At 62.4% G+C, this 16,054-nt stretch carries 19 protein-coding genes; 7 read left to right on the plus strand and 12 right to left on the minus strand.

Annotation, left to right across the window (positions count from 1 at the left end; translation table 11 throughout):
* Positions 1–29: 29 nt before the first annotated feature.
* From ACFWHR_RS10195 to ACFWHR_RS10205, 3 genes are all read left to right on the plus strand, one after another.
* Positions 30–380, plus strand: a complete 351-nt coding sequence (locus ACFWHR_RS10195; RefSeq protein ID WP_382448197.1) for a DUF4259 domain-containing protein — start codon at positions 30–32, stop codon at positions 378–380.
* A gap of 65 nt (positions 381–445) precedes the next feature.
* Entirely contained in the window at positions 446–838 is a 393-nt protein-coding gene (locus ACFWHR_RS10200; protein WP_382448198.1) for an ArsR/SmtB family transcription factor, read from the plus strand.
* A complete protein-coding gene (locus ACFWHR_RS10205) occupies positions 831–1,499 on the plus strand; it encodes an SRPBCC domain-containing protein (protein WP_382448199.1) in 669 nt (222 codons plus the stop codon). Before ACFWHR_RS10200 ends, ACFWHR_RS10205 begins: the two co-directional genes overlap by 8 nt.
* Before the next feature lie 115 nt (positions 1,500–1,614).
* Here ACFWHR_RS10205 and ACFWHR_RS10210 read toward each other — a convergent pair whose 3' ends face one another.
* Complete coding sequence (locus ACFWHR_RS10210) at positions 1,615–2,598, minus strand: DMT family transporter (protein ID WP_382448200.1); 984 nt, start codon at positions 2,596–2,598, stop codon at positions 1,615–1,617.
* Between the two features lie 34 nt (positions 2,599–2,632).
* Between ACFWHR_RS10210 and ACFWHR_RS10215 the strand changes: the two genes are divergently transcribed.
* Positions 2,633–3,247, plus strand: a complete 615-nt coding sequence (locus ACFWHR_RS10215) for a TetR/AcrR family transcriptional regulator (protein ID WP_382448201.1) — start codon at positions 2,633–2,635, stop codon at positions 3,245–3,247.
* Positions 3,248–3,388: 141 nt separating this feature from the next.
* Here the strand turns inward: ACFWHR_RS10215 and arfB are convergent, their stop codons facing one another.
* The 4 genes from arfB to ACFWHR_RS10235 all read right to left on the minus strand — a co-directional run bounded on the left by arfB (position 3,389) and on the right by ACFWHR_RS10235 (position 6,582).
* Positions 3,389–3,811, minus strand: coding sequence for an alternative ribosome rescue aminoacyl-tRNA hydrolase ArfB (arfB, locus tag ACFWHR_RS10220; protein WP_382448202.1), 423 nt, complete (start codon positions 3,809–3,811; stop codon positions 3,389–3,391).
* Positions 3,812–4,056: 245 nt separating this feature from the next.
* The gene (locus tag ACFWHR_RS10225) at positions 4,057–4,860 is read right to left on the minus strand and encodes a PH domain-containing protein (protein ID WP_382448203.1); all 804 of its coding nucleotides are present in this window, start codon (positions 4,858–4,860) and stop codon (positions 4,057–4,059) included.
* A 150-nt stretch (positions 4,861–5,010) separates the two neighbouring features.
* Positions 5,011–5,553 carry a DapH/DapD/GlmU-related protein gene (locus ACFWHR_RS10230; RefSeq protein WP_382448204.1) on the minus strand — a complete coding sequence of 181 codons (543 nt, stop codon included), beginning with the start codon at positions 5,551–5,553 and terminating at the stop codon, positions 5,011–5,013.
* A gap of 87 nt (positions 5,554–5,640) precedes the next feature.
* Positions 5,641–6,582 carry an NAD(P)H-binding protein gene (locus ACFWHR_RS10235; protein ID WP_382448205.1) on the minus strand — a complete coding sequence of 314 codons (942 nt, stop codon included), beginning with the start codon at positions 6,580–6,582 and terminating at the stop codon, positions 5,641–5,643.
* A 67-nt stretch (positions 6,583–6,649) separates the two neighbouring features.
* Here ACFWHR_RS10235 and ACFWHR_RS10240 point away from each other — a divergent pair, with 67 nt between their 5' ends.
* Positions 6,650–6,982: a metalloregulator ArsR/SmtB family transcription factor gene (locus tag ACFWHR_RS10240; RefSeq protein WP_382448206.1), complete on the plus strand. Its 333-nt coding sequence runs from the start codon at positions 6,650–6,652 to the stop codon at positions 6,980–6,982.
* Positions 6,983–7,103: 121 nt separating this feature from the next.
* Here the strand turns inward: ACFWHR_RS10240 and ACFWHR_RS10245 are convergent, their stop codons facing one another.
* On the minus strand, positions 7,104–7,502 hold the full coding sequence (locus ACFWHR_RS10245) for a hypothetical protein (RefSeq protein WP_382448207.1): 399 nt from the start codon (positions 7,500–7,502) through the stop codon (positions 7,104–7,106).
* A gap of 193 nt (positions 7,503–7,695) precedes the next feature.
* Positions 7,696–8,316 (minus strand): DUF998 domain-containing protein, encoded by a 621-nt coding sequence (locus tag ACFWHR_RS10250; protein ID WP_382448208.1) that lies wholly within the window; start codon positions 8,314–8,316, stop codon positions 7,696–7,698.
* Positions 8,317–8,404: 88 nt separating this feature from the next.
* Between ACFWHR_RS10250 and ACFWHR_RS10255 the strand changes: the two genes are divergently transcribed.
* The gene (locus tag ACFWHR_RS10255; RefSeq protein WP_382448209.1) at positions 8,405–8,755 is read left to right on the plus strand and encodes a MerR family transcriptional regulator; all 351 of its coding nucleotides are present in this window, start codon (positions 8,405–8,407) and stop codon (positions 8,753–8,755) included.
* 879 nt (positions 8,756–9,634) lie between these two features.
* Here the strand turns inward: ACFWHR_RS10255 and ACFWHR_RS10260 are convergent.
* Genes ACFWHR_RS10260 through ACFWHR_RS10275 form a run of 4 tightly spaced genes read right to left on the minus strand, consistent with a single transcriptional unit; the run spans position 9,635 to position 12,838 of the window.
* Positions 9,635–10,096 carry a Mov34/MPN/PAD-1 family protein gene (locus ACFWHR_RS10260; RefSeq protein WP_382448210.1) on the minus strand — a complete coding sequence of 154 codons (462 nt, stop codon included), beginning with the start codon at positions 10,094–10,096 and terminating at the stop codon, positions 9,635–9,637.
* Positions 10,093–11,379, minus strand: coding sequence for a HesA/MoeB/ThiF family protein (locus tag ACFWHR_RS10265; RefSeq protein ID WP_382448211.1), 1,287 nt, complete (start codon positions 11,377–11,379; stop codon positions 10,093–10,095). Before ACFWHR_RS10265 ends, ACFWHR_RS10260 begins: the two co-directional genes overlap by 4 nt.
* Entirely contained in the window at positions 11,376–11,888 is a 513-nt protein-coding gene (locus ACFWHR_RS10270) for a hypothetical protein (RefSeq protein WP_382448212.1), read from the minus strand. Before ACFWHR_RS10270 ends, ACFWHR_RS10265 begins: the two co-directional genes overlap by 4 nt.
* Positions 11,885–12,838, minus strand: a complete 954-nt coding sequence (locus tag ACFWHR_RS10275) for a nucleotidyltransferase (RefSeq protein ID WP_382448213.1) — start codon at positions 12,836–12,838, stop codon at positions 11,885–11,887. The genes ACFWHR_RS10270 and ACFWHR_RS10275 overlap by 4 nt, the downstream gene beginning before the upstream one ends.
* A gap of 160 nt (positions 12,839–12,998) precedes the next feature.
* Here ACFWHR_RS10275 and ACFWHR_RS10280 point away from each other — a divergent pair, with 160 nt between their 5' ends.
* Positions 12,999–14,300: an SAVED domain-containing protein gene (locus ACFWHR_RS10280; protein ID WP_382448214.1), complete on the plus strand. Its 1,302-nt coding sequence runs from the start codon at positions 12,999–13,001 to the stop codon at positions 14,298–14,300.
* 417 nt (positions 14,301–14,717) lie between these two features.
* Here ACFWHR_RS10280 and ACFWHR_RS10285 read toward each other — a convergent pair whose 3' ends face one another.
* Entirely contained in the window at positions 14,718–15,707 is a 990-nt protein-coding gene (locus tag ACFWHR_RS10285; RefSeq protein ID WP_382448215.1) for a tyrosine-type recombinase/integrase, read from the minus strand.
* Positions 15,708–16,054: the final 347 nt, after the last annotated feature.

Consider the following 16,054-nt stretch of genomic DNA (forward strand, 5'->3'; position numbering starts at 1 on the left):
GTCGGCCACTGCCCCGCTACGCTTCCCCTATGGGTGTTTCTGGAGCAGGCAATTTCGAAGACGACTCGGCGCTCGATCAGCTCGGGCACTTCGTGCAGGGCATCGTCGACGAGATCGAGTCAGCGATCGAAAATGAGTCTCTCGAACCCGACGAAGACGCCGGTGCGTGGCTGCCATGCCAGGTCGAGATTCTGACACTCTTGGCGAAGAATTTTGGCGCGACGCTTCCGCCAGCGGCCACGATCGAACACTGGCGCGACGAATACATCTGCGTGTGGGAAGAGTACATTGACGAACTCGAACCCGATGACGACTACCGTGCCGACCGTCGCAGCACACTCGACCGCACCTTCGCCGAGGCCATCGCCGCCACCCGATAGCACTCGCGAGATTCGCTACTTATATCACTCTTGACTTATATAAGCCAAGAGTGAACAATGGTGGCATGCACGCACTCGATGTTCTCGGAGACCCCGTGCGGCGACGCATCCTCGAGTTGGTCGCCGAGGGTGAGACCCCTGCTGGCGCGGTCGCTGAGGTGATCCGCCAAGAATTTGGCATCAGCCAGCCCGCGGTGTCGCAGCATCTGCGCGTGCTGCGAGAGAACGGCTTTTTGACCGTGCGCCCCGAGGGCGCCCGTCGCCTGTATGCGGTCGACGCACGAGGTCCGCACGAGGCGGCCGATTGGCTTACGCCGTTCGAGCAATTCTGGCGTGGGCCGCTCGCAGCCCTCGACACCGAACTCGCCCGCGGCAGGCGACAGCGCCGGCTCGCGGGCGACCCTGAAGCATCTCCGCTCCCCGACCGCACCCCACGAAAGCGAGACACCCATGGTTGACGTATCACAACAGACTGCCGGCGTAACACGCACGCTGCGCGACAATGAGATCGACGGCGAACCCGCTCACGTGCAGACGCTCGTGCAGCACTACGGTGCCGGCATCGATGACGTGTGGAACGCGGTAACGACGGCGGATCGCATCACGCGCTGGTTCCTCCCCGTTTCAGGCGAGCTGCAGCTTGGCGGCCGCTATCAGTTCGAGGGCAATGCGGGCGGCGAGATCCTCGAGTGCAGCCCGCCCGCCGACGGTGCCGCGAGCTATCGCGTGACCTGGGAGATGGGTGGCGGGGTGACCTGGCTGACCATTCGGTGCACCGCCGACGGTCCCGACCACACGACCGTCGAGCTTGAGCACACTGCGCGCGCCGGCGACATTCCGGCGGGCATGTGGGAGACCTTCGGGCCGGGCGCGACTGGTGTCGGCTGGGATGGCGGCATGCTCGGCCTGGCCCTGCACCTCGGCGAGGTCGAGGGATCGCTCGCGCCCGACGAGGCGGCCGCGTGGGCGCTCACCGACGAGGGAAAGTCGTTCTATCGAGCAGCCGCCGATGGTTGGGCATTGGCGCACGTCGCCGCAGGCGCCGATCCCGAAACGGCCCAGCGCGCGGCAAACGCAACGTACGGCTTCTACACCGGCACCGCGGCGGGCGAGGGGTAGGGGTAGGGGCCGAGACCGCCCCCCACCCCTCGGAGCTCCGTGCATACGGCCGTTTTAGGCGGAGTTTCTGTCGCCTCCAGGTCGAACCAGCAGACGCGCCCACCACGCCGGAGGCTCAGGCGCGCCCGTCACCACCCCGGCCAGCCGACCCCACCCCACACGGCTCGCGGTCACCGACGCGCGAGTTCCTCGCCTCACGCTTCTCACTCACCAGAACAACCGCCACCCCAGCTCCGCACAGCGCGAACCCCGCCAGGGTAACCAGCGTCAGCGGCTCGCCGAGCAGGAGCGCTCCGGCCGCCGCGGTCGTCGGGGCGACGAGAAAGAGCAGGGCGTTCAGCGCGGTGATGCCCACGCGGCGCAGCAGCCACCAGTACAGGCCGTAGGCGCCGAGCGTCGGAAATACAGACGCGAACACAACAGCCAGCCAGAACGAACCGGACGCGGGAGGCGCGAGCGCGCCGAACACCGCCGCAACCGGCACGAGAACAACCGCCGTCACCGCGACGTGAATCGTCAGTGTCACGAGCACGGTCACGTGCATCCCGGTATGCGAAGCGGATCGGCGCTGCATAAACGTACCGATGACCAGGCAGGCCATCGCGACCGCGGGCCAGACATACGCCAGCGGGTCGGCGACTGAACCGTCGAGTTGCGAACGCACCACCAGCAGCACCCCGACCGCCCCGGCAATGAGCCCCATCCACTGCGCCCCGCGCACCCGCAACCCCAGCAGCGGACCCACGAGCATCGCCACCACGAGCGGCTGCACGGCATCGATCAGCGCCGTGGTGCCGGTAGCGACCCCACCCGCGATCGCCGCGTACACCGCGGTGCAATACCCGAACTGCGCGAAGAGCCCGATCGCTGACTGCCGCCGCACTTCCGCCCACGTCACCTCTCGCAACGCACCGGTGAACGCCGTCACAGCGAGTAGCAGCACCGCGAGCGGCACGAAGCGCCAGACGAGCAGCGTCAGCGGCGAAACGTCCACCGTCGCGATAGCGGGGACCACGAATCCCGAGCTCCAGCTCAGAACAAACGCCGCTGCGGCGACCACCGTCACCGCCACCCGAGGTATACCGATCTGTTTACTCATGGGCGCAACTATACAGATAGGTATACTTGGCGCCATGACCGAGGAATCCCTCACACACGCTCCCGTCCCCGAGCTCGCGCCACTCACGCCGGGCGCGACTCGCGTGCTCGACGCCGCATCGAAGCTCTTCTACGAGCGTGGCATTCACGCCGTCGGTGTCGACACGATCGCCGAGGCAGCCGGGGTCACGAAGAAGACGCTCTATGACCGGTTCGGCTCGAAGGAGGCGCTGCTCGTCTCGTACCTACAGCACCGCGACGCCCGCTGGCGCGTGCACGTCGCCGAGCACCTCGCGCGCGTTCCAGAGCCCGGCACGGAACGAGTGCTGGCCGTGTTCGACGCGGCAATCAGCTGGTCTGACGAGAACAGCCCCAAGGGGTGCAGCGCGATCAATGCCCGCGCCGAGATCGGCGACGGCCACGACGGCCACCCAGTGTTTCCCGAGGTTGCCCGCCAGAAGGCCTGGCTATTCACCCTGTTCGCCGAGCTCTGCACCGAGGCGAGCATCACCGACGCACGGTCGATGGCGCAGACCATGATGCTGCTCTACGAGGGCGCAATCGTGACCGTCGGCATGGAGACGTTCGCCCATCCGTTCGAGGTCGCACGGGGCGTTGCGCGCGAAATACTGCGGGGCGCTCGAGGCTAGGCGCGATCCGGAACTCGGTTAGCGATCCGTCGCCCGCTGCGGCCCATCACCCCAGCGCAGGATCGGTGCCTCGCGCACCTCGATTCGCTCGCGGGCCTCGGGTTCTGCGTTGCACACGCGTGCCTGGCCGATCCCGCCGCCCTACTCAGCGGTCGGTCGCCGCCGCGCCTGCTTCGTCGCCGAGCGTTGCCCCTTGGCCGCGAGTCGCCGATGGTTCGAACCCTTCGTCCGCTTCGTCGCGCGCCGGGGCGCCGGTTCGGGGGCGAGCCCCTCCGCGATTAGTGCGGCGAGTTTGGCGGCGGCGAGTTCTCGGTTGCGCAGCTGTGAGCGGCGTTCGGACGCGTCGACGGTGACCGCACCGGCGACGAGCCGACGCCCGAGTCGCGCCCGCAACCGATCCCTCTGCTCATCGCTGAGCACGGCCGACCGCTCAAGATTCCACACGAGCTCGGCGCGGCTGTCTGAAGTATTGACGTGCTGACCGCCCGGACCCGACGACCGCGAGAACCGCCAGCCGAGTTCGGCGGCGGGAATCGTCAGCTCGTCCGACACCACCAGGTCCATGCCAATAGCATGACACGCGCGTCGGCGCGGCCCACGTCTAACGCCCCGCGAACGATCCTGGTCACCACTGCCCGGTGGGGCCCGGGTGGGATCGTAGTCAGACGGACCGTAGATCGCACGAAACGTTTCGCGGAGAGTCGGCCAATAAGCCAAACTGCATGATGCGGCGAAGGAGCAAGACATTGCTCGGCGTAAAGCAGCGAGACCAGATGGACTTCATTTCCGGATCAATGTCACGGTGACACTCATGCGGGTGAGTCCAGCACTAGCGGCTTCCGCAATGCCTCCATCGGATCTTCGAGCAAGGTTCGTTCCTCCGGATGACGCAGGTAATAGGTGAGAAGTTCCGCCACAAAGTAAGGGTTCGAGCCGAGGTAGATAGCGGGAATTGAAACGACAGAATCGTCAACTAGGTGAAGTTCAAGCCTTGTCAGTTTTCCCGACACCCGTATCGAAGCCGCTTCCAGTTCACCCCATTTCATTCGGTGGATTGAGAGACCTTTCCGGGCCGAGATGCCGTCAACTTCGATGCGGAGACCGGATGGACGGTAAGCCTTCAACATTGCGCCGACGATACAACCGACGCCGATCGCAAAGAGCACGACTAACCCGCCGAGTTTTCCGGCGGGGCCAGTGAGCGGACTGACGCCGGGTGCAATTCGAGACCACACTGACACGCCGCACGCTGCCAGAAAGGAGAGTCCTGCAAGTAGCGGCACTGCTCCAGAGAATCCGGCTCCTACGATCCATAGCCCTTCACCCGACCTCATTCGGATGCCGTGCCAAACAATATGGCGGCTCATATTGACGGCCATCAGCAAAATGAAGTTCACTCCGGCAGATAGGAAGGTCAACAACAGCGCGACAGGCCTCGCCTGGTCATCGCCAACGACAAGGAACACGACGCAGAAAACCGTGGCAAGAAAAAATAGCGATAACACTCCAACCGCGCCCCTCAAATGCGGCCGGGCCTGCTCAAATCTGGCCGGCATCGTCACAGCCGGGTTTCGGACGCCTGCGACCGAAACCACGGTTTCATTTGAAGACATAACCATAGTCTCTGGCATCGAGAGCTTCCCGGATATCCAGAGGCACGTTGGATTCGTATATCCAAGTCGACAGTTCACCTGCACCGACCGCCAGTGCTGCGAAAACAGCATCAACCCGCTTCGCAAGTAACGCCCCGCGAACGATCCTGGTCACCACTGCCGGCGCACGCCCGCCTTCGGGCCGGTGACGAGGCTCGCGGCTGGAACATCCTCGGCGACGATCGCGCCAGCGGCAATCACCGCGTCGCGGCCGATGCTCACGCCGGGCAGGATCATGGCGCCCGCGCCGATCCACACATTCTCGGCGACATCGATGGGCGCGCCGGTCAGCCACCCCCGCCGCTCCCCCGGGTCGACCGGATGCCCCATCGTGATCAGCGTGGCCTTCGGCCCGATCATCACGCCCGCTCCGAGCCGAATGCCCGCATAGTCGAGAAACGTGCAGTTCTGATTGATGAACACGCGCTCCGACAGCTCGAGGTTCCGCCCGTGGTCCGTGAAGAACGGAGGATAGATCGTCACCCCAGGCGGAAGCCGCCGCCCCAGAATCAGCTCAAACAACTGAGCCTTGCCCGCCTCATCGTCGAACGGCAGCACATTCAACCGCGACGTCAGCGCCGTCACCTCGAGCACCCGAGCCGACATCGCCCGAAACTCCTCACTGTCGATGCGCATGATGCGATTCGGGGGCATGTGGGGGCTCCTTAGCTGCTTACATTCTGGAGAAAAGCGGCGTGGGATCGTGGCCTTGCGGACCTTACGGGCCTTGCAGGCCTGGCGTTACTCAGCCACTCCGGGCGTCTTCGCTTCTCGTGAGTAAGCGTATGCCTCACGACGTGCAGGAGCGATTCGGAGGTCACTGAGGCCGAATCGGCCGTCCGGCATCGCCGCACGGATACTAGCTTCATCGAACGGACGCGACGGTTTCAGACCCTCGGGAAGCTCTGGGGTTGGCGGCGCTGCTTCGTTCACGCCTTCGGCGAGCATTTGAGCTTGCGCCTTGGCAAGGAGCGGCGTGACCATCAGCCACTCGGTGATCTGCGCGAGAGCGCGGATGGTCCACACGGGTACGCGAACGTAGAGCGGGTGACGGCCCGCAACGCCCGCAATCCGACGTACGGCCACGCCGAGCGCCATTTCCTCAGCACCCATGACAGCGACGGTCGGATCGGTGATCCGTCCTTCTAGCGCCGCGACCAGCACATCAACGGCGTCCGCAATGGGGACCGGCCGCACCTTCCGATCACGGAGGCCGACAGTGGCGAAGACGGGAAACGTGCGCACGGCGCGGGTGACGTGATCCACCATGTGATCGCCGGGGCCGTAGATCATCCCGGATTTGAGGATCGTGTGGTCGAGGCCGGAGGCGCGCAGCAGTTCCTCGGCGGCCCACTTCGTGTCGTGGTAGCCGGATCCGCTGTCGGGCCGGGCGCGGAGAAAGCTGAGCATCACGATCCGCTTCACGCCCGCACGACGGGCAGCCTCGATGACGGCTTGCGTGCCCTCCACGTGGACCCGCTCAAAGGTTTGATCGCCGACCTCACGGTTGATGCCCGCGCAGTGAGCGACGGCGTCGCATCCGGCGAAGTCCGCTGCAAGGGCTTCGACATCCCAGATGGAGGTACCGGTGCGCCGCGACACGATCACGGTCTCCGCCAAATTCAGCCGTTCCGCCAGGTGCCGACCAACGAAACCAGTCCCGCCAGTAATGGCTACTCGCATGGTGTATCTCCTTCGCTTATTAGCTATTAAGCTACCCACTATTTCGCAAAGGTGCTATATTGCAAACATGACAGATACTGGGTCAGACATCTTCGCCGCTCTTGCACATCCGACCCGGCGGCAGATTCTGCAGGACCTCAAGGATGGCGAACTTGCCGCTGGCGAAATCGCTGCGCGCTTCAATGCCACCGGTCCCACAATCTCTCGCCACTTGGGCGTGCTGAGGCAGGCGGGACTGGTGACCGAGAGACGCGATGCGAACCGCATCCTGTACTCCCTCGTCGGCGAACGACTCGCCCTGTCGGTGGGCGACTTCCTCTCCACGGTGTGCCCGGAGCAGATCGTGCTGCGCGAGGTCCGTAAGCGGAGCACGGGCCCCGCAACAGAGGCGCGCGCGTAGGTATCACCACGCCCACTCGCCGGTGAGGCGACGCGGATTCGGGGCCGACTCAGCGCCGGGTTAGCAGGTGCAACTGCGGCGCAGACGCACCGGCTCGGAGCCCTCGGGAAAGCGGCCCGAACTAGGCGCCCGCACGAATCTGATCAGCGAGCTTCTTTGCTGCTTTCTTGTTTTTGGCACCGTCCAGTAGCGCAGTCGGGCGGCCCGGCATGTTTGCCATGTAGATGACCACGTGCGAACCCTGCGCAGCGGGAGTGATTTCGATCCCGGTCGCGATTTCCCAACTGACCAGGGTCTTCTTTGTGATCACAGCCAGTCCAAGACCGTCTTCGCTCTCACCCGCAATCTTGTGGCCCAGTTCGGTAATCAGCTTGCGAATGCCTACGACCACCGATTCGGGCGAACCCGGCAGATCGACCTCTGCCGTCGCATTGGTGTTTACGAAGTCAAACGACGGCAGAAGCGAAGGTCCATACTGATCCACAAACTTCGAGTTGAGGATCCTGTCAAACGCAGCCATGCAGCGAAAGCTACCACAGCCTGCCGAACTTCAACAGCAAGATTCAGGCGGCCTCTTATGGCCCCAGCTTTTCGCGATGTCAGTTCCCGGGCCGCCGATATCCACGGTGATGCTCGACCACTCGCTGCAGCAGCCATGGACCACTCAGGCAGGTTGACGTCGACATTTTCGATCCGGACTTGCATTGCACCCGCTACCCGCCCACGATCCCCGCAATACCGAGACTCGCGACGAGCGGCGCGAGGGTGACCACGAGGATGAAGACGCGCTCACTGACTCCGAAGGTGCGGGATTTCAAGGGTCGCACGATCAACGAGACGACGAGCGCGATGAGGGCGATCATGGCGATCACGTTGAGGACGGAGAGCAGATCCGCGGGGCCGGATATTCCAGCCGCTCCCAACAGCCGTCCGAGCGGACCGATCGTGGAATAGGCGATGGTGAACCAGGCGACGGCGAGGAGCAGATGCACTCGACCACGAACTGTCGTGCGCTGACCTGGACCGTCAGTCGGCACCCACGGCATGATCATGAGCACGGCGGCCAGCACGATCAACCAGATCCCGACCCCCTCCCGCGATGCTCCGAACTCCGGCTCGGTGAGCACACTCACCCCAAGGGCGGCCCAGCCGGCCGCAGCCGCCCACGACGAACACGTCGAGAGCACCCGCGTCACCGGCGAAGTGGATGCGGCGTAGTCACTCACGGTGTCCCGAACCGGATGGATGCCGCCGGGTATCAGGTGGAGGATCACGAACAGCACCAGACGGATCACAAACAGCACAGCGGCGACCTGCGCAAACAGCACGAACATACGGCTCCCTTAACAACGTGACACGACGCGATTGCGGCGCTGGTCCGATGCTAAAGTCTCAAGTAACTTGAAGGTCAAGAGGAGAATGATGAGGATCGGCGAGCTCTCCAGACTGACCGGGATCGCCCCGTCGGCCATCCGGTACTACGAAGAGCGAGACATGTTCAGCCCGGGCCAGATCCTGCGCTCACCCAGCGGCTACCGGGACTACACGCCGGCCGCACGACAACGCCTCGAGCTGATCCTCGCCGGACGCGAGGCCGGCCTCTCGCTCAGTCGCATGCGAACCCAGATGACGAACTGGAACACGATGGACGACAGCACACGCGCCGATCTTATGGAGGACCAGCGGCAAAGGCTCGACGATCAGATCGCTGCGCTTACCCGTAGCCGGGATATTGTTGCGGCGGTTGCGGCTGAGCTGCGCAGGAGGGGGTGAACGGTCTGCGGGCAGAAGCCCGGCAGGGCGTTGCCGAGTTGGGAAACCTCGGAGCTTCGATGAATCAAGCGTCACGTTGAGGTTATCCTGTCGGACTGACCCGATTTGGACCTGCGACCCCTTGACCCCCAGGTAGACGGTTGAGGCCAGATCCTTGATTTTCCGGGCATCGCTGCCCCTCAAACGGCCCTGTTTCACGTCATGGATTGCATGGTTTGCATGCATCAGGTCCCGGCCAGGTCCCGGCTCTTGGTAGATCCCCATATCTTCGTCATGGGTTTACGTGGGATTTATTGAAGGGTCGCGCACGATCTTCTCTTGGATCAGGTACGCAGCGAAAGCTCTAATCTCTACACGAGATCCCGCCTGCTATGCACGCTCGCGAGGGCATTATCCAGCGAAATCAGCTCTCCGTAAACGAGTTGTCGTGCCGCGACGTACCCGGCTTCGATGGCAGCGCGAGCGGGATGATCTGGATCGAACGCAGGACTGGACGCGTAACCGTCTGCGGGGCGGCTCGTCGAAGAGAAGCGACCTGTAGAGGGTTGGGCGGACACCGGTACTCCGCTCGTGCTCTCTACTCAAACCCCTCAGGGACTTGAAAGCTCTGGCAGGGCAAGATGCACGCGGATCAGCTCAGTTCACGGGCCCCCGCCAACGCAAGAAGCTCAGGATCTGAGACGGATCCCAGCAAGAGCACCTTCACTCCAGCCAATGGGTCGCAGGGACGAGCCACCGCCGCACTGGATTGCATGGTTTGCATGCCTCAGGTCTGAGCCAGGTTCCTACTCTTGGTAGATCTCTGCAGGTTAGTTAGGGGTTCACGTGGGGTTTTCGAAAGAAGCTCTCGGACGATGCTCGACGATCAGGTACGGTCAGTCAGCTGAGATCGAGTAGCTGCGTGCCCGCCTGCATCAGTATGAGTTCATTGCCGTGACGTTCAAGTATCCAAGCCGCGAGGATCGGTTGAGACTCGGAGACCGCGATAATCAATGCCAGAAACCGGTCAAATCCCAGGTCACGATCGGCCATGTGCTTCGCGTAGGTGTGAAGATCGAGGTCACTTGGTCTCGGTGGCACGTCGACGTGTGTGTGCCATTCGCCGATCCAGTGCGAGCCATCAGCTTGATAAAGGCGTCCGGCTTCGTGCTGGGTGAAAGCGAGGTCGCGGAGGAAGAAATACGGGCCATGTTCTGCCTTCGGACCAGGCCCGGCGGCGTGCAATACTTTGCTCCCATCCGATGGACCGAACAGCGCTCCACCTGTTTCCAGTCGAGGATCGCCTGAACGGATTGTTAAGGCCATGGATTCGAGCGCCGCAGCGTGGATCGGAAGTTTCATACCGAGTTGCATGCCGGGCAATCGTCGTAGGGGCGACCGGCTCGGTACCATTTCTGATCGAGCACTCTGGTGGTGTCAAATGGATCGGAGTAACCGGGAGTTGGGCGCAGTGCGATCACCAGGTTGTCGTCGACAAGGGTCTGATCGAGTTCTCCTTGGGCACGTAGAAGAGTGGCGACAGCGATCTTGGCTGTGAGCTGCCCCATGAGATGGAGGTCGCCGCCGACGGCGGTCATAGGGTTATGACGGGTGCCGGTGCCGTATCCACGGTCGAGCGTCGGCTCAAGATCGATGCGCCCCTCCTCTTGCAGACGGCGGCGTTGGCATTCGAGGCATCCGACTTCAGGTAGTGGCCTGATCCGCAGGATCTCACCGTAACGCCCGTCGCCGAGAACGCAGGCGAAAACGATCGGTTTGCGGGCACGCCGCGCGAGATAGTTCGCCACGCGCCTAGCTTCAACTCCATCAACGGTACAAACGACAATGTCGGCTTTGTCGAGCAACGGCCTGATCAGATTGGCATGCGTGACGAGGTCGGTTCCCCACGGTGTGACTTGACACTCTGGCCACGCGTCCCCGAGCGTCAGCGTGAGAGCGTCGACTTTCGTCATACCCACGTACTTAGTAGTCAGAACGTGACGGGGGATGTTGTGGAAAAGTAGCCGGTCGGGATCGACGACGTCGATCTTTCCCGTACCGTAGCTGGCCAGTGACTCGGCGGCTGCACCGCCAATGCTACCCGAGCCGAACAGGAGGACCCGCTTAGTGGAGAGCGCGCGCGCTGGCCAGAGACCATCAAGTGCGTCGACCAGTTCCTTCCCATCCCGCATGTCAAAGTGGATGGGGCGCACAGCGGAGTCGGTGACGCTCCACGCGGACCAGGCAGGCAGCGTTTCGTCGTCCGAGATTGCAGGAGGCTCAGCACAATATGTCACCGCGATCGACCACTTCCCCACGGCCGGGCGCTCCGCTTTCGGGACGAACTTCTGGAACTCATCAAACGACAACTCCCTCGACTGGCGGACCAGGAAGTACTCCTCAAGAGCGAGCTCGCCCGGGGCGGCGTACCAATGGCCAACCGGCTGGAAGTCAGCGGTCATCAAGAAGTGACCTGGGTCCGTGGCGACAGGCACTCGATCGGAGTCCTCGTTGGAGAGGGCGACGACCAGCGCCGCACGGTCAGGACTGGAAATTCGGCAGGTCAAGTGTCCCCAGCCGTCGCCCCTTTCGACAAGCTCCTTCGCCTCCCGTGGGAGCAGGACAATCCAGTCCTCACCGATCATGAGCTCAGCGCCTCGATCTGCTCCACGATGAGCTCATCGTAGGAGGTGTCGATGACGATGCCGCTCGTTGACATCTGCGTGATCGCTCTGGCGTTGAGAAGCGCGAGTTCGATCGCCCATCCAGCTGCCTTCAACAGCAGCTCGCTGGTCTTGGACCATGGGTACCACTGGTCTGCATCGCGCAGCAGGCAAAGGCGTCCGCTGGGCAGAACGTGGAACTGTGTGAAGCCCCGAATCGTGGGAACCGGCTGCGGGAGGAGCGGGAGTATTTGTGGGGGCGCGGCGGGGAACGCATGGTTGTACTCAACGCGGACAACAAACGGGTCCAACAGATCGCTGATGTTCGTCGGGGCGGATCGTGCAAACGGCCATAGCGGCAACGGCCCTTCGAACCGTCCCGCTCCCTCCGCTGTCCATGCAAGCAGCGGAGCGACCGCCTGCACGTCGGCGATCTCCTGCTCGAGCCTCACCGGGTCGTCCTCCCACCAGGTGCGCGAGTCGACGCTCATCCTTGGGGCGAATCCCGAATAGGCCTAGGCCCCGGGTCGGCTTCCCCGGTCGGCGCAAGTACGAGCGGGAACGCATCTCCGAAGACGTCCTGCCAGTGTTGGGTTGCACCCGGCTGGTCGTTGTTCGCCACCGATCGGAGAGCGGCGGTAGCGGCGAGGGCCGAATCTTCCAGTGCGCGGCGCAACCCGGCAATATCCAGATCCGGCTGGATCACGCCAGAGAGCCCGGCCGGATCCTCGATCTGGAGACTGTGGCTGGAGGCTTCAACGAAGAATGTCTTCAGTGCCTCAGGGCGGTTCCCTGCGTGGAGGCAATCGAGGGCAAGCACCTCCATTACGAGCGACTTCACCCTCCCTGTGTCGGCTGTGTGCTGCCGCGCCCAGTACTTCAGCATGCGCACCAGGGGCCGGAACTGTGCCCACTCCCGCTGGCGCTCCGCGACCTGACTGATCAGGTACTCAGGATCAGCGAGTGTCCACCGGCGCTCACTCTTGAACGGAATGAGGATGCCATCCGTGCGTCGAAGGGCAGGCATGACGTCAACTGTGAACGCATCATCCGAGCCTGGCGGGTCAATGAAGCACTTCGCCGCCCGGTTCCGTTCCGCAGTGTTTACCTGCCGCACCAGCTGCGCGTACGTTCCGCTCTCTACGGAGAGCAAATCGTGTACGAGATCACGGCACCGCTCGATCGCCTCTTCCGCTGTGTCGCCGTCGCTTCCCCATTCGGGGTACTCATCAGCGTCGAACTCTACGACCAGGTCGACATCGTGCACCGGCTGCAGTTGCGTACTTCGCGCGAGCGACCCTGACCCCCACACGACTTTCACATCCGTCGCGGTGGCAAGAGCTGCCTTGAACGTATCGCGCCTTTGCCGAGCAAGCCGCACAACTTCGGGGTCGGCGTCCACCTCTTGCTGGAGCGAATCGAACGAATCCAGAACTGTCATGAAGGCCTCCTAGCCGCACTCGGGCAGTGCGACGGACCTTGTCCGGACTGCTTATCACCAAGGATAGACACCACCACCGACATTCCATCGAAACAGCCCATTTGTCAGCCCATCGCGTCATACTCATATAGCAGAGCACCCAATCACAGAGGAGTCCCAGGTGAGTACAGGTATTGATGTCTTCGGGCCGTTGTTCCTCTCGTACCGCCAGAGTGATGGGTCGGAAATCGTCGCGCAGCTGGCTTGGACGCTGCGTGCCGCGGGGATACCTGTCTGGCGCGACAAGGACGATCTTCCTCCCGGCGACACCGCGAACAGGCTCGAGGAGGCGATCGATGGCGGATTGTCTGGAGCCACCTTTGTGATCACCGTGGACATCATCAACAGCTCAATCGTGCGCAGCATCGAAGCGCCCAAGTTGATCGATCTGCATCACAATGACTCTCGATTCCAGCTACTAATCGCCAATGACGTCGCTAAAGGTAGCGGTTCCCTTGACTACTCTGCCCCTGACAAGTTGCTCGGACGCGTTAAGGACGATCTCAAGGGAGTTGATCAGTCGGCAACGAGCATGGAAGGCTTGCTTACGATCACGCGGAAGGCGCTAACGCATCGGATGGTTCAGCACCGTGCAACGGTAGAGAATAACGGAGCGTTCAAGCTTACGATCCAGACCCGCAACATCGGCCAGGTCTACGACCGCACAGGTGCTCAGCTCGACATCCGCGTGCGTCGGTCTCATCATGAAAAGTTGCCTGACCCAGCCGGACTCGAGGATCTCCGTCGTACGTTGGGTTTGTTACCGGACGCAGTCACGAGCACCGGAGCGAGGGTAGTTCAAGTCGGCGGTGGTGCGCATTTGTCAGTCGCCTTCGCACTTGGCGCTGCGCTTCCGTCATCAAGGATCGGGACGATCGAGGTCTTCGACCAACGATCTGATGTCTGGACGAGTGGGCCTGAATCTTCTATTCCGGAGACTCCCACGTTACTTTTCGATGTAACCGAGCATTCGAAAGCGATCTCCTCGGACGACCGGCCACGCGTTGCCGTATACGTCGACTTACTGTCGACAAGGAGCGACGCGGCTTTTGAGCGCTACCTCGAAGAATACGGTGACAGTCTGGCTTCACACGGAGTCATCCGTTCTCCGCGGCGGGGTCTGCTTGATCCCGCGCACGCCGGTAAGATCGCCTCTGAAGTTGCGGGGCTCATTCGTCAAATTAGTGGCGATCATGCCAACGCACGAGTCGACTTGCTCCTCGCTGTACCTTTCGGACTCGCTATCCTCATTGGACGGCTCAGCAATACGCTTCGAGTGCGTCTATTCGAATGGGACGACTCTGATGCGTCTACCGAACATAGCGGCGATCCGCGGCCCCGATACGTACCCTGCCTCGAAGTCAGAGCAGGAAGCACAGCGGGTCCGATCACCTCAGTGTTACTCCAGTCCTGCAACGACTGAGAGAGTGAGACGCCTCAATAGGGAGCAAACGATGCCATCTGCGGGCGCCACTACTCATGCACTGAGGCAGTGTTGTCAAGAAGACATAATTCTGTAGGTCGTTGATAAGGAGTGAAGACCGATGAAACCGAACCCCGTAAACACTCGATGTTACATCGAGGAATATGCAAATGATCAGGGTCGTCTCAGCGCACGCCTGCGTCAGAAAACCACAGGGAAGAAGGTTGACCTTGGATTCACGGATGCAGGGTCGCGCCACGCATTCCTCTCGTTCCTAAGCGGATCCAAAAGACACCAGAAAGATATTCCAGGTGTGTTCGATAAGGACGATGAGGGTGACTGCATTATCGTCTCGGGCGACCTTGACTTCGACGCGCCCGACGAGATTCGATATGTCCCGAACGAACAGCTCTCGTATTACATCGCCTGATACCCAGTTGCAGTCCGCCCGAAGGAATCCCCCAAAAACTTGGCAGTGATGGGGTTAACGGTTTCGTTGCGGCGGATGTAGTGCTCTCGAGTGATCGAGGGGTCGCTGTGGCCGAGTAGCTCGGAGGCGAGCTGCAGTCCTCCAACCTCGTTGATCGCGGTTGCTGCGGTTCGACGGAACCGGTGCGGAGTGACGTCAGGCACTCCTGCCTGCTCCATCACGTCGCGAAGCTGTCTGCGGATGTTGTTCGTCGTGTGCGGTGTCCCGACGCGAGTGGAGAACAGCAGCGTGTCCGGATGCGTGAATCGAATCCTCTCGATCCTCGCGCGCATGGCACGGAGCGCAAACCCGGGAAGCGCGACCCGGCGAACGGAGCGGGCAGTCGCGGGGTGATCTTGGCGGTGGGTGGGTTCTCCCCTACGGCTCACAATCGTTCCAGAGATCCGCACCGACGGTATCGGCGCGTCCAGGTCGAGGTCGCCAAGGCGGATTGCGAGGACTTCGCCGATGCGTGCTGAGGTGCCGAGCATGACCTCCACGACCTGCCCGAGCTGTCCATCCGGTCTCGGTCCCGCCTTGATCGGTCGATGCTCCCACGCGCTGATACCTACACGGATGGTTTTGAGCTCGTCCCAGGAGAAGATATCCGGAGTGCAGACTGGGCGGCGGAGCCTGGAGACACGGTCCATCGGGTTACGCGGAAGGACCTCGTGGCGCACTGCGAGTCCGAGGGCGAGACGGAGGACGACGCGTGCTTGGCGTGCCCGGTTGTAGCTCTGTTTTGCGAGCTGTTTGAGGAAGTAGTCGCAGCGAGCGACGCCAATCTCGCGGAGGGTGACGTCTTTGAAGAACGGCAGCACGAGAGTGCGCATGTTGCGTTCATAGAGCAGCCTCGTCGTTCTTGAGAGTCGGTCTTCGAGGTTCATGTCTTCCAGCCAGTACGACTCCAGCGCCGGGAAGGGGCTATCGGCAGTCATCCCAGTGAAGCCAGGCTGGAATAGGTCGCGTTCGGCGAGCTTTTTCTTCAGCAAGCGTTCAGCTGAGGGCCTTGTCGCGCCAGTGGCTTGTACGTGCCCTTCCCGTCCCAATCGCGGTATCGGGTGCGAGCAAGGTAGCGTCCGCCTGGCGTGCGCGTAGTGGTGATACTGCCGAAGGTGCCGATCGGTGTGCGAGGTCTAGCCACGAACGCACACCTCCGAAATCTCGTGCGGGGCGGAGCTCTGTGAGGGCCTTGCGCTGTGGAGTTGTTGTTGCATCATTCAAGTCTGGGATGCGGTCTATCCTCCTCGTGCATACCCCGTCACGGAGACGGTCGTCCATGGTT

Origin of the sequence: Leucobacter sp. NPDC058333, from assembly GCF_042726155.1 — a bacterium.
Taxonomy (GTDB): Bacteria; Actinomycetota; Actinomycetes; order Actinomycetales; family Microbacteriaceae; genus Leucobacter.

Bases quoted from the DNA above. Each gene is read 5' to 3' on its own strand.
- arfB (WP_382448202.1), bottom strand. From the start codon at position 3,811: ATGGACCTGGTGGTGTCGGACGAGCTGACGATTCCCGCCGCCGAACTC.
- ACFWHR_RS10260 (WP_382448210.1), bottom strand. From the start codon at position 10,096: ATGAAACTTCCGATCCACGCTGCGGCGCTCGAATCCATGGCCTTAACA.
- ACFWHR_RS10265 (WP_382448211.1), bottom strand. From the start codon at position 11,379: ATGATCGGTGAGGACTGGATTGTCCTGCTCCCACGGGAGGCGAAGGAG.
- ACFWHR_RS10205 (WP_382448199.1), top strand. From the start codon at position 831: ATGGTTGACGTATCACAACAGACTGCCGGCGTAACACGCACGCTGCGC.
- ACFWHR_RS10235 (WP_382448205.1), bottom strand. From the start codon at position 6,582: ATGCGAGTAGCCATTACTGGCGGGACTGGTTTCGTTGGTCGGCACCTG.
- ACFWHR_RS10275 (WP_382448213.1), bottom strand. From the start codon at position 12,838: ATGACAGTTCTGGATTCGTTCGATTCGCTCCAGCAAGAGGTGGACGCC.
- ACFWHR_RS10285 (WP_382448215.1), bottom strand. From the start codon at position 15,707: ATGACTGCCGATAGCCCCTTCCCGGCGCTGGAGTCGTACTGGCTGGAA.
- ACFWHR_RS10215 (WP_382448201.1), top strand. From the start codon at position 2,633: ATGACCGAGGAATCCCTCACACACGCTCCCGTCCCCGAGCTCGCGCCA.
- ACFWHR_RS10195 (WP_382448197.1), top strand. From the start codon at position 30: ATGGGTGTTTCTGGAGCAGGCAATTTCGAAGACGACTCGGCGCTCGAT.
- ACFWHR_RS10245 (WP_382448207.1), bottom strand. From the start codon at position 7,502: ATGGCTGCGTTTGACAGGATCCTCAACTCGAAGTTTGTGGATCAGTAT.
- ACFWHR_RS10230 (WP_382448204.1), bottom strand. From the start codon at position 5,553: ATGCCCCCGAATCGCATCATGCGCATCGACAGTGAGGAGTTTCGGGCG.
- ACFWHR_RS10240 (WP_382448206.1), top strand. From the start codon at position 6,650: ATGACAGATACTGGGTCAGACATCTTCGCCGCTCTTGCACATCCGACC.
- ACFWHR_RS10250 (WP_382448208.1), bottom strand. From the start codon at position 8,316: ATGTTCGTGCTGTTTGCGCAGGTCGCCGCTGTGCTGTTTGTGATCCGT.
- ACFWHR_RS10270 (WP_382448212.1), bottom strand. From the start codon at position 11,888: ATGAGCGTCGACTCGCGCACCTGGTGGGAGGACGACCCGGTGAGGCTC.
- ACFWHR_RS10225 (WP_382448203.1), bottom strand. From the start codon at position 4,860: ATGTCTTCAAATGAAACCGTGGTTTCGGTCGCAGGCGTCCGAAACCCG.
- ACFWHR_RS10255 (WP_382448209.1), top strand. From the start codon at position 8,405: ATGAGGATCGGCGAGCTCTCCAGACTGACCGGGATCGCCCCGTCGGCC.
- ACFWHR_RS10200 (WP_382448198.1), top strand. From the start codon at position 446: ATGCACGCACTCGATGTTCTCGGAGACCCCGTGCGGCGACGCATCCTC.
- ACFWHR_RS10210 (WP_382448200.1), bottom strand. From the start codon at position 2,598: ATGAGTAAACAGATCGGTATACCTCGGGTGGCGGTGACGGTGGTCGCC.